Origin of the sequence: Hamadaea sp. NPDC050747 (assembly GCF_040654195.1) — a bacterium.
Classification (GTDB): Bacteria; Actinomycetota; Actinomycetes; order Mycobacteriales; family Micromonosporaceae; genus Hamadaea.
Genome location: NZ_JBFAHM010000002.1, coordinates 241,248 through 256,621 on the forward strand (window position 1 = coordinate 241,248; position 15,374 = coordinate 256,621).

General features: G+C 69.5%; 13 protein-coding genes. 6 read left to right on the plus strand and 7 right to left on the minus strand.

The window, feature by feature from the left end; all coding sequences use genetic code 11:
- Position 1: 1 nt before the first annotated feature.
- From AB0H43_RS04495 to AB0H43_RS04510, 4 genes are all read right to left on the minus strand, one after another.
- Positions 2-727 carry an anti-sigma factor gene (locus AB0H43_RS04495; RefSeq protein WP_359996381.1) on the minus strand — a complete coding sequence of 242 codons (726 nt, stop codon included), beginning with the start codon at positions 725-727 and terminating at the stop codon, positions 2-4.
- Entirely contained in the window at positions 724-1,362 is a 639-nt protein-coding gene (sigK, locus tag AB0H43_RS04500; RefSeq protein WP_359996383.1) for an ECF RNA polymerase sigma factor SigK, read from the minus strand. The genes AB0H43_RS04495 and sigK overlap by 4 nt, the downstream gene beginning before the upstream one ends.
- Before the next feature lie 10 nt (positions 1,363-1,372).
- Positions 1,373-1,816, minus strand: a complete 444-nt coding sequence (locus AB0H43_RS04505) for a DUF4383 domain-containing protein (protein ID WP_359996386.1) — start codon at positions 1,814-1,816, stop codon at positions 1,373-1,375.
- Between the two features lie 69 nt (positions 1,817-1,885).
- Complete coding sequence (locus AB0H43_RS04510; protein WP_359996389.1) at positions 1,886-2,794, minus strand: helix-turn-helix transcriptional regulator; 909 nt, start codon at positions 2,792-2,794, stop codon at positions 1,886-1,888.
- A gap of 109 nt (positions 2,795-2,903) precedes the next feature.
- Between AB0H43_RS04510 and AB0H43_RS04515 the strand changes: the two genes are divergently transcribed.
- Positions 2,904-4,058: an FAD-dependent oxidoreductase gene (locus tag AB0H43_RS04515; protein ID WP_359996391.1), complete on the plus strand. Its 1,155-nt coding sequence runs from the start codon at positions 2,904-2,906 to the stop codon at positions 4,056-4,058.
- Here the strand turns inward: AB0H43_RS04515 and AB0H43_RS04520 are convergent.
- Entirely contained in the window at positions 4,052-8,653 is a 4,602-nt protein-coding gene (locus AB0H43_RS04520; protein ID WP_359996394.1) for a DUF5979 domain-containing protein, read from the minus strand. The genes AB0H43_RS04515 and AB0H43_RS04520 overlap by 7 nt on opposite strands.
- A 203-nt stretch (positions 8,654-8,856) precedes the next feature.
- On the opposite strand from AB0H43_RS04520, the gene AB0H43_RS04525 reads away from it, so the two are divergent.
- On the plus strand, positions 8,857-9,396 hold the full coding sequence (locus AB0H43_RS04525; protein ID WP_359996397.1) for a hypothetical protein: 540 nt from the start codon (positions 8,857-8,859) through the stop codon (positions 9,394-9,396).
- A gap of 85 nt (positions 9,397-9,481) precedes the next feature.
- Here AB0H43_RS04525 and AB0H43_RS04530 read toward each other — a convergent pair whose 3' ends face one another.
- On the minus strand, positions 9,482-11,143 hold the full coding sequence (locus AB0H43_RS04530) for a SulP family inorganic anion transporter (RefSeq protein WP_359996400.1): 1,662 nt from the start codon (positions 11,141-11,143) through the stop codon (positions 9,482-9,484).
- A gap of 212 nt (positions 11,144-11,355) precedes the next feature.
- Here AB0H43_RS04530 and AB0H43_RS04535 point away from each other — a divergent pair, with 212 nt between their 5' ends.
- Together AB0H43_RS04535 and AB0H43_RS04540 are read left to right on the plus strand one after the other, a co-directional pair.
- Positions 11,356-12,684 carry a DUF5979 domain-containing protein gene (locus AB0H43_RS04535; protein ID WP_359996402.1) on the plus strand — a complete coding sequence of 443 codons (1,329 nt, stop codon included), beginning with the start codon at positions 11,356-11,358 and terminating at the stop codon, positions 12,682-12,684.
- An 80-nt stretch (positions 12,685-12,764) separates the two neighbouring features.
- On the plus strand, positions 12,765-13,325 hold the full coding sequence (locus tag AB0H43_RS04540) for a hypothetical protein (protein ID WP_359996404.1): 561 nt from the start codon (positions 12,765-12,767) through the stop codon (positions 13,323-13,325).
- On the opposite strand, the gene AB0H43_RS04545 is transcribed toward AB0H43_RS04540, so the two are convergent.
- Positions 13,307-13,720 carry a hypothetical protein gene (locus AB0H43_RS04545; protein WP_359996407.1) on the minus strand — a complete coding sequence of 138 codons (414 nt, stop codon included), beginning with the start codon at positions 13,718-13,720 and terminating at the stop codon, positions 13,307-13,309. The two genes, AB0H43_RS04540 and AB0H43_RS04545, sit on opposite strands and share 19 nt — an antisense overlap.
- Before the next feature lie 79 nt (positions 13,721-13,799).
- On the opposite strand from AB0H43_RS04545, the gene AB0H43_RS04550 reads away from it, so the two are divergent.
- Positions 13,800-14,405: a TetR/AcrR family transcriptional regulator C-terminal domain-containing protein gene (locus tag AB0H43_RS04550; protein ID WP_359996410.1), complete on the plus strand. Its 606-nt coding sequence runs from the start codon at positions 13,800-13,802 to the stop codon at positions 14,403-14,405.
- Positions 14,406-14,450: 45 nt separating this feature from the next.
- On the plus strand, positions 14,451-15,368 hold the full coding sequence (locus AB0H43_RS04555) for an ADP-ribosylglycohydrolase family protein (protein WP_359996413.1): 918 nt from the start codon (positions 14,451-14,453) through the stop codon (positions 15,366-15,368).
- The last annotated feature ends 6 nt before the right edge of the window (positions 15,369-15,374 follow it).

Sequence of the window (15,374 nt, forward strand, 5' to 3'; positions counted from 1 at the left end):
CTCAGGTGAGCCGGACCTGCGCGACGATGGGCAGGGTCGGCGTCGCCGATCCACCGGCCGACTCGACCGTCATCGCGATGAGGCTCGCCCCGGCGATGCCCGTCACGTACTGGGTGGACGTTCCCTGCCCGGCTGCCATCACCCCGGCAGGCTGCGGCGTCGCGCCCTGGATCGTCCACAGTTCGTACGCGTGGCTGGGCGGCGGAGCGGTCGCCCCGGCAACCACCACGACCGCGGCGTCCTGCGAGGCTGCGGAGACGACCGTGATCCGGCCGCCGCCGGTCACCGGCGATGTGTGTACCACCGCGTCGGCAGCGGTCAGGACGGCCTCGATCCGGGCCTGCCGCTGCTCCGCCTCGGCCCGGGCCGCCTGCTCCTGGCGTACTCGCTGGTCCTGCACGAGATAGGTGACGCCACCCGCGACCGCCGCGATCAGCCCGGCGGCCAACGCGAACGCGGCGCGGCGACGCCACCGGGAGGCGCCACCCACCACAGGCGTGAGCTGGCGCGTGCCGTGGACGCGTTCGAGCACCTGTGCGCGCAGCCTGGGCGGGGGTGACGACCAGCTGTCGTCGGCGAGACGGGCGGCCGCCTCGCGGAACCCCGCGACCTCGGCCACACAGGTCGGGCACGTACGCAGGTGGCGTTCGAACGCCTCCCGCTCGGCCTCGTCCAGGGCGTCGAGCGTGTAGGCGCCGGTCAGCAGATGCAGGTCGTCGGTGGTCATCGGGACGCCTCCACTCCGAGGCAGTCGCGCAGGCGGATCAACGCGTCGCGCATGCGGGTCTTGACGGTGGGCAACGCCGTGTCCAGCAGCGCCGCCACCTCGCGGTAGGTGTAGCCGCTGTAGTAAGCGAGGGTGATCGCCTCGTGTTGCAGGTCGGTCAGGGTACGCAGACAGCGGCGCACCTGCTGGCGTTCGATCCGGGCGGCCGCCTGGTCGGCCACCTCGTCGTGGCCGGTGTGCTCGGGGTCGGGCGCCATCTGGTGAACCCGGTCGGCGGCGGCCTGCTCGGAACGGACTCGGTCGACGGCCCGGCGATGGGTGATCGTAAAGATCCACGCCGTCGCCGAGCCCCGGGCGGGGTCGAACCGGGCGGCGTTCCGCCAGACCTCGACGAGCGCCTCCTGGGCGACCTCCTCGGCCTGCGCCGGATCCCGCAGCACTCGTCGAGCCAGCCCGTAGACCCTGGCCGCGACCTTCTCGTAGAGGCGGGCGAACGCCGACTCGTCACCCCGGGCGACCTGCCTGAGCAGGTCGCCGAGGTCCTCGAGGGCCGGCGTCTCCGCCCCTGCCGGGACCAGGGCCGGGAACTGCCCGTCCGTCATCCGCACCGCCTGGTTGTTCGTGGTCGTGAGCACCTTGGACAGATCAGGCCCGGTCGGACCGGGACAGAGCCAGGCCCAGCGCCGTCATGCCGACGCCCAACGCCAGGTGCAGCCAGGTGTCGGCCGAATTGACCGGCACGAAGTTGGCCGCGCTGTCGGCGTCGACCACCAGCCCGTAGAGCCACAGGATCAGGTAGATCGCGCCGCCGCCGATCAGGAAGGCGCGCGCGCCGCCCGCGGTCCGGGCGAGCAGCAGACCCGCCACCCCGAACAACAGATGTACGGCATTGTGCAAGATCGACACCTGGAACACGCCGAGCAGTTCGGCATCCGAATGATGGGAGGCGAAGCTGAGCGACCCGTAGTCGGTGGTGATCCCGGGAACGAATCCCAGCACCCCGACCAGCAGGAACACCGCACCCACCGCGAAGGCTACGAGCTGGATCGGACTCCGCGCCGACACCGCCGCACGAGTAGTGGAAACCATGACTTTCTCCCTCCGGACGTGGTCCATCGGGATTCGTGGCCCAGCCGGATTCGGATGGGTCGGAGTTCCTCAGATCCAGCCGCGCTGCTGCGCGCGTACGCCCGCCTGGAATCGGTTCGCCGCACCCAGCCGGCCCATGACCGCCGCCACCCGGGCCCGGAACGTACGCACCGAGATGCCCAACGCTCGGGCCGCGGCCTCGTCCTTGGCGTACGCCGTCAGCTGGTGCAGCACCGCGCGCTCGGCCTCGCTCAGCCCGTCTGGTTCGGGTTCCAGCTCCGTGGATCGGCTCCACGTGTGTTCGAAGAGGTCCACCAGGATGGCGACTACGCCCGCCTGGCGCACCATGATGGCGCCCGCTTCCGCGTCGCCGGGCGTGATCGGCACGAACGCGACCGCCCGGTCGACGATGATCAGCGGATTGAGTTCGGCGTCCATCACCCGGTGCCGGTCGCCGGCCCGGTGGATCGTCAGCAGATATTCGGCGATCTCCGGCGTCGCCAGCATGTCGCGATGAACGATCGTGCGGTAAACGGTCCCACGTTCGAGCCCGAGCAGGGTGCGTTCGAGGATACCCGCGGCGAGGTTCGGCCGATCCCGGTGCATCGCGAGGATCTCACCCGCGTCACGGGTCGTCTGCCACACCTTCCGCTGGGCCGCCTGCCTGCCGTCGATCCGTTCGATCAGCTCGGTCGGGCCGGAGTCGGGCAGCTCCGCGAGCAACGACGGCAGCGAGGACCGGGCGCCGTGGATCTGAGCGATCTCCTCGTCCAGTTGGCCGAGCCTGCGGCCGATCAGCCGATCCACCGCCGACCGCGGATCGATGGCCGTAAGCACGCCGTCCGCGGCTACCGCAACGAGGCCCAACGACGCGAGGCGTCGCACCGAGTCGGGCGACAGGCAGGCGTCCGGATCCCGCAACAGCTGTCGATACGCCTGTTCGTCGTCGGCGGAGACCCCCAGTCCGCGCATGCTCACCCACGTGAATCTACCGGCTGCCCGATTGCAGCATGTTCCCTCGCCGATGCAGCTTGCTGAAGCGCCACATCCTGGTGTCGGCCCCGCAGCGGAGGTCAGAGTGACGGGCATGAAGGTGTTGATCTGCGGAGCGGGAATCGCCGGCCTGGCGACGGCGTACTGGTTGCACCGGCACGGTTGGGAGCCGACGGTCGTCGAGCGGGCTCCGTCACTCCGGGACGGCGGCTACAAGGTTGACATTCGCGGGACCGCCGTGGACGTTGTGGAGCGCATGGGACTCCGGGACGCGATTCGCGACCGGGCCACCGCGATGCGAACCGCGACGCAATATGACGAACGTGGCCGCGTCGTGGCGGTGCTCGACGCGGAGCTGTTCGGCGGGCGGCACTCGGGCGACCTGGAGATCATGCGCGGCGACCTGACGCAGCTGCTGTACGAGCAGACCCGCCATCGGCTGGAGCACGTGTTCGGCACGCACGTCGTGGCCGCAGAACGGGACGAAGCCCAGGTCCGCGTGGCTTTCGCGTCCGGCGAGGAGCGAGCGTTCGATTTCGTGGTCGGCGCGGACGGCGTGCACTCCAGCACTCGGCGACTGTGTTTCGGGGACACCGTCCCGCACAGCCTCGGCCATCACATCGCCATCTACACCGTGCCGAACCATCTCGGCCTGGACCGGCAGGAGGCGGTGCACCTGGCCCCCGGCCGCACGGTCAACGTCTACAGCACCGGCGGGCCGTCAGCCAAGGCGCTGTTCCTGTTCGCCGGCCCGGAATCCGACGCCGACCCCCGGACATTTCTCGCCGACTCGGTCGCCGGCATGGGCTGGGAGGTTCCCCGACTGCTCGAGTATGCCGCCGACGCGCCCGACTTCTACCTGGACACCCTCGCGCAGGTTCGGCTGGACTCGTGGTCGAAGGGCCGCATCGCGCTCGTCGGCGATGCGGCCTTCTGCCCGTCGCCCGCCTCCGGCCAGGGCACCAGCCTCGCCCTCGTCGGGGCGTACGCCCTGGCCGGTGAGCTGTCCGCCGATCCGGCCGGCGGTCTCGCAGCCTATGAAACGCAGCTGCGCGACTTCGTCGCCAAGAACCAGGCGCTGGCCGCCGGGAACCTCCGAGGCATGGTCGTGGGATCGGCGTTCGGCGTCTGGGCGCAGACCCGGATGATGAAGGTGCTGCCGCACCTACCCGGCCATCGGGCCATCATCGGCCGGGTCGCCGACACCATCCACGAGGCGGCCACCGCCGTCACGCTCAGAGACTACTGACCGGTACGCCGCCGGATGGTGGCGCCGAACGTCAGCACGAGTCCGAGCAGGATCGCCGTCAGACCTGTGGCGGCGATCGGCAGCAACGGCGTACCGGTCTGGGCCAGGTCGTCCCCGCCACCACCGGCGCCGCCGCTCGGGCTGGGCGTCGGCGGCGCGGGGAACGTGTTGGTCACGGCGGCGGTGATCGGCTTCGCGGTCTCGTCCCAGGGCACGACGACGCTGATCGGGTTGTCCTGGCCGTGGTCGGAGAGCGCGCCCGTGCTGTCGCTTTCGTAGATGACGCAGGTGGCGTTCGCGGGGACGTCCTTCAGCTCGAACGGGTCGCCGGTGCCGAACTCCCCTGTCCCCTCCCGGACCACGACCGGGTCGCCGGTCGCCGGCGTGACGGTGCAGGTGTAGGTGACCTGGAACGGGCCGGGTGAGCCGGTCGCCCCCGGTTCGACGACGGTCTTCTTCGTGATCTCCACGTTGCCGAAGACCAGGCCTACGCCGGCCTTCTGCGGCTCGACCGCGCCGAGTTGCTCGTCGTTGCCGTCCCCGGCCCGAACGTGGGCCGCCTTGCGCCGTTCGGCCTTCCGCGCCGCCAGAACCGTTCCGCCCGGGATGTTGATCAGTTCGGTGTGGCCGAAGGAGTTCCACGCGATCGACGGGCTGACCCGGTCGGCGAGGTCGGGCGGCGAGGTCATTCGCCAGACGACGTCGAACGCCTTGCCCGGGGCGAGGCCAGGGTCGCCGAACTCGGCGTACATCTGGAAGCCGGTCGCGTCGGCGGCGAAGTCCGGCGTCCAGTCGCCGTCCGGGCAGCTGCCCGGCGGATGCAGGTCGTCGGTGCACACCGGGTCGTCCGTGGTGTAGGTCAGGTCGGCGGAGATCGGATCGGCATCGCCGACGGGGACGACGCTCGGCGCGGCGACCAGGCGTGGGCGTACGTCCCACATCGTTCCGCGGTCGGACGGGTCGATGACGCCGGTGTCGCCGGGCTTGGGCAGCACGTCCACCGTTCGTGAGTCCCGCGCTGGGTAGGTGCCGTTGTTCGTCAGCCGGGTGAGGTAGGTGTGGTTCTCGCCTGGGTAGGTCAGCGCGACGCACGGGTAACGGGTGAAAATGGTTCCTTCCCGCACCAGATGCGGACACCGCGCGTCGTCGAGAGCCACATAGGACTTCGTGCTGGTGTCGTAGAGGCCGAGGTCAGGATTGCCGGCGACCCACTTGACGGCGCGGAACGACGCGCCCGCCGTCGTGGTCAGGTCGGCACCGGAGGTGCAGTTCAACCCGGGAAGGAACGGGTCGCCGCTGACCTGCCCATCCGGCGGGCTGTCGCTGCAGTCGAACTCGTCGGTGCTGGATGAACCGGCCCCCATCGTATTGGTGACGGACTCCCCCGCTGAGGCGCCGGGCGCCATGCGTACGCCGATCCGGACGACCAGGACGCTGGACGGCGCGAACAGGCCGGGGAACTTCCACACCAGACGCGTGACGCGGCCGCTGTCGTCGGTCTCGGCGGTGAACTCCTCGGGACCGGGCGGCTGGGTGCCGTCGGGCACGTCGAACTGCTGGATGGCGTACGGCTGACCGTTGACGCCGGCGTCGTCGAACTCCAGCCAGGCGGGGATCGGGTCGGAGACTTCGAGGTCGGGCAGCGCGGCGGTGCCGGTGCTCTTGACGGTCAGATCGAGGAATCCGGTCTGGCCGGGGGCCAGGCTCGCCGAGCCGACGACCGCCTTGCGCACGTCGATCGCCGGTCGGCCCTCGGTCACGGTCAGATCGGCCGTCACCGGCGGGATGTCGAACCGGCCGCCAAGGCTGGTCAGCGCCTCACCGCTGCCGTCTGCGGTGTCCACGTAGGTGCCGAGCACCGGATCGCCGGTCTCACGATCGGTCGCCCGGGGCGTGACTGTGAAGCACACCGACGCCTGTACGCACGGCCCGCTTGTCGGGAAGTTCTCACCGGGCAACAGGTTGAAGCCGTTATGCGCCGGATCCGAGGAGGTGAACGTGACTCGGATGCCCTCTACCTCGCCGGCTGCTACCCCACCCGGCAATGGGGGCGGGTTCGTCGCGGTGGGCGTACCGGTGATCCAGGTTCCGGCGGCGCAGCCGGTGGTGCACACGTCGAATTGGACCCGGTCCGCCCCAGGCGGGAACGACACCCCCTGCAAGGCGACGAAGTCGAACGAGCGGAAGAAGTCCGATCCGGCACCATCGTCGTCGAAGTCGGTGATGGTCAGCGACTTCAGATGGGTGTTGCCGGTGTTGGCGATGCGCAGTTTGACGGTGGCCAGCTGCTGATCGAGGCCCGGTGTCGGCCGGGGGACGTCGCCCGGTTCGATGAACTTCTGCAGGCTGGCCGCGCTGCGCGGCGGGCTGGTCACGACATTCGGGGCGCAGGCGCTGGAGTCCTCGACGCTGCCGTTGATCGCCGGGCCGCCGCCGGCCAGCACCAGGTAGCACTGGGTGATCGTGACGCTGTCGGTGATGCCCTCGCGGCGTTCGACCTCGATCGTCAGGTTGCAGTTCGCCCCGGCGGGCAAGCTGTCGGCGCGGACGAAGAAGCCGCGCGCGGCGTCGAGCTGCTCCGGGGTGGCCGTGGCGTACGGCACCTGCGTGGGCGGGTTCGGCGCGTTCGGGATGAGCAGCACGACGTCTGCCGGGCTGGTGGGGCAGGACCCCGTGATCGAGTTGATCTTTGCCACGGAGAACGGCTGCGTGTCGTCGGTCAGGTCCTCGACGTTCGGCGGGTCGACCAGGACGAAGTCGTTCAGGGCGTTGCCGTCGTTGTGGAAGCTGATCGTGTAGTCGATCGGCGTGTCGTCCGGCAGCTCCTGCTGGCTCACGGACTTGGTGCCCGGCCCGGACGGCCGCCCGCCCGTCGTCACGGTCAGGTCGCCGCAGGCGGTGGCGGTCGCGGAGGTCGATCCGTTCCCGGTGTTGATCGCGGTGCCGTCCGCGCAGTTCGTGAACGGCGAATCGCCCGGTACGGCGTTGTCGTCCAAGGTGCCGTGGAAGTCCAGCCCGGCCGTGGCGTCCGCCTGGATCGCGGCGGTGCCCGGCGGGCTGGCGTACACCGCTTCGATCGAGGTGACCTTCATCCGCGGGTCGTCGGGGCCCGCAGCCGGGCAGGTGAAGTCGGCCGGGCGGTTCAGCTCGATCGTCGCGGGTGGATTGGTCAAGTCCTTGATGGCCGTCGAACCGTCGGCGCAGGTGATGGTCACGTGCGCGGTCACGGCGCCGTCGGGGAACCGCAGCCGGATCTGGGTCAGGTCGGTCACGCTCAGACCGCTCTGCGGATCGGAGGCAGACGGCTCGCGTATGGTCATCGTCTCGACCGGGAACGGCGAGGTGTTCGTCGCCGTCACCACAGCCGAGACCGGCCACTTGCGTTGAGCTGGGGCGCTCGGCGGGTCGTCGGCGGCGTAGTCGCCGTCCTGGTCGGCGAACCAGTTCTTGGACAGGTCGACCGTCGCGATGTTGGGGACGATCTGGTAGGTGTCGCTCGCCGGGTTGCCGGTGGTGGCCCCGTCCGCGGTGGTGACCGATGGGGTCGCCGAATCAGTGATGGTCTGGGTCTGCGTCGGCTCGATGACGCCGCCGTCGACCCGCTCGGTGTCGCGTAGTTCCAGGGTGAACGCGACGCTGCCGGCGGCGTCGTTGGGCAATGGATCACCGGTGGAGCTGGAGAACACGAATTGCACTCCGGTCACCGCGGACAGGTCCACTCCCGGATCGGCCTGGATCGGCGAGCCGGTCTGCACCGCCCCGTCCGTCCACGCGCCGCAGGCCTGCGCATACGGGAGCGTGCAGTAGCGGACCTGAATCTGGTCGGCGCCGTCGGGATAGGTGACCGCACCGAAGCCGGTCAGGTCGAAGTAGTTCCAGGGATCCGTCGCCGGGTCCTCGTTGGTATGATCGGTCAGCGTCATGCTCGTGACGTCGGCGGCGCCCGTGGACGTGTTCGTGACGCCGAGCGTGACCGTGCTCTCCTCGCCCGACTGGGCCAGCGCCGACCCGTCAGCCCAGTTCTTCGTCGCCTTCACTCCGACGGTCACCGGCACGTGCACCTTGACGTCAGCGTCGTCGGCGGCGGTCAGGGCGTTGTCGGCGGTGACCGTCGCCGTGTTCGGGACCACCGTCCCGTCTGGAATCTCGGTGTCGGCCGGGAGCGTCATGCCGATCTGGACCGAGGAGGAGTTGCCGGCGGGAACCGAGGGGACGGTAAAGGTCAGTTCCCCGGTCGTCGCGTCGTAGGTGTACGTGTACTGCGGGACTCCGGGGAAGACTGTGCCGCCGGCTGGGACCGTGTCCGGGCCACCGGACCACGTGAAGGTGCCCGGCACGACGTTCGCGGTAAACTCGTCGGGCAGGGTGTCGGTGACCGTGACGTTCTGGCAGTCCTCCGCCAGCGACGTGCAGTCGACCCGGATGACGTAGGTGAACGTGCCGCCGGGCTCGACACCGTCGGCGGGCACCCCCGTCGTCGACTTGTCGATCCCGATGACGGCCGCGAAGGCAGGCGTCGCCGGGACGACCACCCCACCGATCGTCAGGGCCAGCGCGGCGAACGCCGCTGTCGCCCGACCGCGCCGAGTGGACACTCGAGCCACGGAAACCCCCAGTTACCCCGTATACGCCTCATACGCCTTTGAGGATCATTGCCCACATTTCAGCTACTCTCGGTAGCAACACGGATTCGGAACGCAACTTTCTGCCGCGACCAACAGCCTGGCACCGTCGACGTCTTGACTAGCTCACATCGACGACGATTAGTGTCAAGGGATCGACGAAAGGGCCATAACTCATGAAACGCTTCGTAGGAACCGCTGTCGCGACTGCGCTCGCCTGCGCCGCATCGATCGTCTTCCTGGCCACACCAGCCAGCGCCGGCGTCCTGGACGTGACCTGCACGCCGCCGTCGAGCAACCTCAACCAGTACAACCCGCCGCTGACGCTGACCCCACAGAGCGTCACCGTGTCCACCACGGCGCTGTACGGCCCGTGCGTCTCGGCGTCGCAACCGTTGATCATGTCCGGCTCGCGCACCGCCACCGTGACGACCACCAGCAGCTGTGCCGATCTACTCGGACCCGGCTCCATCACGTACACGATCACCTGGAACACCGGACAGACCACGACCATCAGCAGCACCTTCACGCGGGTCGTGGCCGGGGCCGTCTACACGGTCACAGCTACCGGCGTGGTCACATCCGGGCTGTTCGCCGGAGACACGGTGGTCACCAACTTCACCGGCCCAGCCACCGACATCACGTTGTGCACCCTCGGCCTGGGCTCGGTCAGCGCGATCAACACCCTAGGGACGCTGGAGATCACGTCGCTCTGACGCGTACGCGGTCAGGCGATTGTCGCCGTCAAGCGATCCTCTCCGACACCGCGCCTTCGGCGTACCCGTCGGTGACGGTGCCGGCCTACCCCGATCGGGTTCCGGCCAGCCACCGGTTGCCGGCGTCCATCGCTTCGTCCAGGGCATGGAACACCTTGTGGTCGGCCGGGAAGACGTTGTCCGCGCCCAACGCGTCGGCCAGGTGGGTGTCGCGCAGCGTACGCGCCAGTGCCGGATGGACGCCCGCGAGCAGGAGACGCCCGCCCGCCTCACGCAGCTCCTTGGCGCGGCGTTCGAGCACCGTCATCATCGTGGCCGACGGGATGTCGGCGACCTCCCGCATCGACAGGATCACCACCGGCGATCGGGCCTCGCCGACGTCCGGCCATTGCTGATCGATCCGGGGCAGCTCAGCGAAGAGGCTGACACCGCCGTAGTGCAGCACGGTGACTTCGCCGCCGGGCAGTCGCTGGGGCACCGCAGCGGTCTGCCACTTCCCGTCGGGCTGCCGGACGAGGGACACCAGCCGGGCCTGGCGGGCGGCTTGGACACAGTAGAGCAGCAACGAGAGGACCGCGCCGAGGACGATGGCCCGCTGCAGCGGCAGGCCGGTGGTGGCGAGGAAGGTCACCGCCATCGCGGCGGTCGACAATTTGGACGTACGCCACACCAGCGCCACATCACGGCGGCGACCGTAGATGATCTCGGCGCCGACCACCATGATCAGGCCACCGATGACCGGCATCGGGATTCGCTCCGCCAGCGGTGCGAAGGCGAGCACGATGAGGGCCAGCCATACCCCGGAGAAGATTCCGGACCAGCGGGTCTGGGCCCCGGCCGCGACCGAGACCCCGGTACGCGACAGCGATCCGCCGACCGGCAGTGACTGGAACAGCCCGCCGGCCACGTTGGCCAGGCCTTGGCTGAGGAAGTCGCGGTTGGTGTCCATCCGCGACCGGTCGGGGTTCGGCGCCGTCGGGCCGATGCTGGCCGCCTGCGCCAGCGCGACCAGGGCGATGGCCACCGCTCCCCCGGCCAGCGACGGCATGCTGCCCCAGTCGGGCAGGGTCGGTTTCGGCAGCGCTGCGGGGATGTCGGCGATGTCGGAGACCAGCTCGACGTGCGTACCGAGGATCGCCACGACGACGCTCACGATCACCATCGCGGCCAGGAGGGCGACGGTCCGCAGACGGCGTACCGCATGAGCCACCGCCCAGACCACGACGGTGCCGGCGCTGACCGCGACCGCGGCGACCTGCCAGGAGCCGATGTGCGCGAGCGAGTCGCCGAGCTGGACCAGCTTGTTGCCGCCGTGCGGCTGATAGCCGGTGGCGTCCTTGAGCACCCCGACGATGATCTGCACGGCGATGCCGATGGAGAACCCGGTCATGACCGCGTGCGAGACGAAGTTGAGCACGACGCCGAGCCTCAGCAGCCCCAGCAGGAGCATCACGAGACCGGTGAGCACGGCGAGCGCGGCGATGTTGCCCGTCGTGAAGTCGAGCTGCGCGTCGGCGAGTACGCCGTTCGCGGTCAGCGCGATCGCGCTGGTCAGCGTCGTGACCATGAGGACGGTGCGGGCCGTCAGGGAGCCGACGATCGCCGGCACCACTCCGGCGAAGAGCCCGGCGATCGGATTGAACCCCGCGATGGACGCGTAGGCCATGCCCTCGGGGATGCTGAACAGCCCGGTCACCAGTCCGGCGGCCGCGTCCGCCCAGTGCGGGCGGCCCAGGCGCAGCCTCACGGTCCGATCAGGTGCCGGAGCACAGTCGCCGTCATGCCCCGGTCCCCCACGTGTCGTGTGCATGCGATGTTCCGACAGCATAAATCCGTCAAACCGCCCAGGACGGTCGTTCACCGATCCGGGCGGCGACTCGCCGCCACCAATCGCCGTGTTTACCACATATGCCGGTATTGTCCGGCGAGTTGCGTTGCCGAATCGAAAGGGTCGTGGGGATGAGGACACCCCGAGGACGCGCCACGGGAATCGGGGCGATCACGCTGGCCATGGTGCTCGCGATACCGGCGTACGCGTCGGCCCAGGCCCCGGCCTTCCAGCCGCCGGAGGTGGCGGCGGCTCCATCCGACAACCGAGCCGAGTACCACGACGGCAACGTGACGACGTGCGCCGACGTGACCGGCGTACCGGACGACGACATCCAAGTGGGCGGGCAGGGCGACGCCAACGCCCAAGACCAGTACGTGATCGGCACGACGGCCGACGGCAAAGAGGTCAACGTCGCCATCACCCCGGCCGGCACGGCCGCCGGAGTCGTCGTCGACGCCGTGGTCGTCAAGGGTGGCGACGGCTACAACGTCTACCGTGCTCCGTACGTGCCACCGACGCTGCCGCCGGACCAGAACTACATCTCGCCGCTGACCAACGGCGGCAACGTCCCCGACATCAGTCACTGGTTCGTCTGCTACCACCTCGAAGCACTCCCGGGCACGAACGAGCACGCCGTGCTCAGCAAGATCGTGATCCCGCCGCCCGGCGTACCGGTCGATGACCTGCCCACCACTTACACGGTGACGGTCACCTGCGCCGGGTTCCCGCCCTTCGACGTCACCTTCAACTCCGGTGGCGGCGCGGCCGTCGCCGGGCAGGAGAAGCTCGACCTGGTCCCGGACGGCACCGTCTGCACCGTCGCCGAGCAGGGCACGGGCGGCCTCCCCGACGGCAGCGAGGTCACCTACATCCCGGCCGACGCGGCCACCACCGGTGTGGTGAAAGGCGAAGATCCGCTGATCGCCGTCGTGGTGAACAACTTCTCCGACGTCGACGTGGAGACGACGAGCCTGCAGGTGACCAAGGTCGTCGACGCGGCCGCCGGAACCACCGTGCCCGACAGCTTCACCTGGGGAATCTCCTGCGAGGACACCCACGGCGACCCGACCGGGCAGATCGACGGCAAGCTCACACCCCAGGTCGTCACCGTGGCCGCCGGCGGCACGGTCCTGGTCGAGGACATCGCCGTGGGCGCGCACTGCGCCGTGGAGGAAGACACCTCGTCGCTGCCGGCCGGCTGGTCGGCCGCGTACACCGTCGGCGACGGCCAGCCGAGCGCGCAGTTCCCGGTCTTCGAGGTCGACGACGATCAGGCCGTCACGGTCACGATCACGAACACCCTCGCTCCCGTGCCGTCGGCCTCGCCGACCGGCCCGACCCTCGCCAACACCGGCGACCCGGTCGGCCGCGTGCTGTGGTGGGCGCTGGGACTGCTGCTGGCCGGGGTCGTCCTCGTCGGCTTCGCCGCCCGACGGCGTACGCGGTCGGCGCGCTGACCGTCGCAACCAAGTGTGGGCTGCGCCATTCACCGGCGCAGCCCACTCGCGTTTCCGCGACGGCCGGGCATGATCATCAGATGCGTACGCGAGTTCTCGCAACCTTCGCCGTGGTCGTCCTGCTCCTCTGCGCCGGAGCCGGAGTGACCGTCTGGCGGTGGCGGTCGCAGGAGAAGGACCGGCGCGACCTGTCGGACTTGACGATGGGTTCGCCCTGGCCGCGTACGCAATTGCTGCTGCCCGACGATCTGCCGCTCGACCGCGCCCTGGGCGAGGTCGGCCGGGACGGGTTCACCGTCTCGTACTCGGTCGACGGTCAGCCCCTCGGGTACGCGATCGAGCTGCTCGACGACCGAGGCGAGCCGGTGTGGAGCGTGAGTTGCGGCGCGCGGGCGGTCGTGGTCTGCACCGATCTCGGCGACGGCTACACCCACGTCAAGGTGCTCGACACCGACAACAGCGATCCCGCCACCATCGTGCGCCGCCGTGACGGCGACCGGATCTACAGCGCCACCGTGGCCGGCGACCGTCCCGAGTGGATTCCGCGACTACGCGGCATCGTCACGGACGTCCACCGGCCCAGCGACGAGGAACTCCTCGAGATCCTCCGCTTCGACGGCTATCAGACCGACTGGAGCTGAGCCGACTGCATGAGCTTGATCAGGTAGGTCAGATCGTCCTCGAAGCTCAGCTCCCGCAGGATCGTGGTGGGCCGGCCGTCCCGCAGACGCCACACGAACGCGTACATGACCGGGCCGCCTTCCTTGACGCGGCGCATCACGACGATCCCGTAGTCACCGAAGATCGTCGCAGTCGGGAAGGTGGCGTCGTCGGCCGGCTCGAGCGCCTTGCCCTGCGCCTTCATATCCGCGAAGCGCTGCATGAACTGCGCCTTGGTGATGGTGACGACCTGTCCGGCCTGGTCGACGCGCAGGTTCTGGAACTCGTCGTCGTAGCAGGCGCCGAGCCGGTCGAGGTCCATGGCCACGCCCGCGGCGAGGTAGGCCCGCATGGCGTCGACGAGAAGCTGCTCCATCGGATTGCCTTCTTTCTGTAACGGCGTTATATGAGCTTGGCTCGACTGTAGCTGTAACGGCGTTATAGAGTCAACGACTGTGACGCTCGATACCGGCAAGATCACCGACGCCGCCCTCGACCTGCTCCGGGAAGAGGGGCTCGACGGGGTGACCTTCCGCAAACTGACCGCACGCCTGAACGTCAAGGCGCCCGCGATCTACTGGCGCTTCGCCGGAAAGCAAGAGCTGCTGGAGGCGATGGCCGAGGCGATCCTCGCCACCCACCTGGCCGGCCTCGGCCCCCACGACGGCCGCGAACCGTGGCAGGACTGGTTCACCGACCTGCTGCACCGCCTGCGCCAGGCGATGCTCGACTACCCCGACGGCGCACGCGTCGTCACCGGAGCCCGGCCCCAAGGCACACCGACCCTCGGCCTGCTGGCCGAGCACGCGCTGTCGGCCGCGGTCACCGCCGGACTCGACCTCGCCGACGCCGCCGCCCGAGTGTTCACCGCGCTCCACTTCACCTTCGGCCGCGCGATCGAGGAACAGGACTCCACCGGAGCCTCCATAATGGACGACACTGCCCGTGCGGAGTTCGCGGCCCAGTTCCCCACCGTCGCCCGCGTCCTCCGGCACGCGACCGAGAAATCGGTGACCCCCCGGGACGCCTTCGACGCCGGACTCCAGCTCATCCTGCGATAATCGGGCTTGCCAGGCGGATCACCTCCGGCCAAGATTGTCCGCGGGATGAGAGTTGTACTCCACGAAAACACGCGGCTCGGTTACGCCGCGGACAGCCTGGCCGGACTATCGGTCGGCGACGCGCTAGGGGCGCAATACTTCATGGTCGGCCGGAAGGTCGACGATCTGCTGAACGGAATCGTGCCACCAGCGGTCTGGGAATGGACCGACGACACCGAGATGGCCTGCTCCGTCTACTGGCTGCTGCTCGAAAAGCAGCTGATCGACCAGGATCTGCTCGCGCAGGTCTTCGCCGAACGCTGCGAACCCAACCGCGGCTACGGCGTCGGCGCCTTCACGATCCTGCACAACGTGCGCAACGGCGTACCTTGGCGGGACGCCGCCGGTGCCGCCTTCGACGGACAGGGCTCCTGCGGCAACGGCGCCGCCATGCGCGTCGCGCCACTGGGTGCGTACCACGTGGGCGAACCGGCGCGAGCCGCCGCCCAGGCCGCGCTGTCCGCGGAGGTGACCCACGCGCACGCCGAGGGGGTGGCCGGGGCCGTCGCGGTCGCGGTGGCCGCGAGCGTCGCGGCCTCCGGTCGAATCTCAGGGATACGCCCAAAGCCGGGCCCGTTCCTGGACGCGGTGCTGGCGCTGACCCCCGAAAGCACAGTACGCAAAGGCATCGCGCGAGCGCGGCGCATGCTGCACCTGCCGCCGGACGAGGTCGCGTACGAGCTGGGCAACGGCAACCTCGTCACCGCGCAGGACACCGTGCCGTTCACGCTGTGGGCAGCGGCCAAGCACCTCGACGACTACCCCGAAGCGATCCGCACCTGCGTACGCGTCGGCGGCGACATCGACACGACGGCCGCGATCGTGGGCGGCATCGTCGCCTCGTTCACCGGCGCCGACGGGATCCCTGAGTCCTGGCTGGCATCGCGGGAACCGCTGCCGACCTGGCTCAACGAGACCCTCTGACCGGCC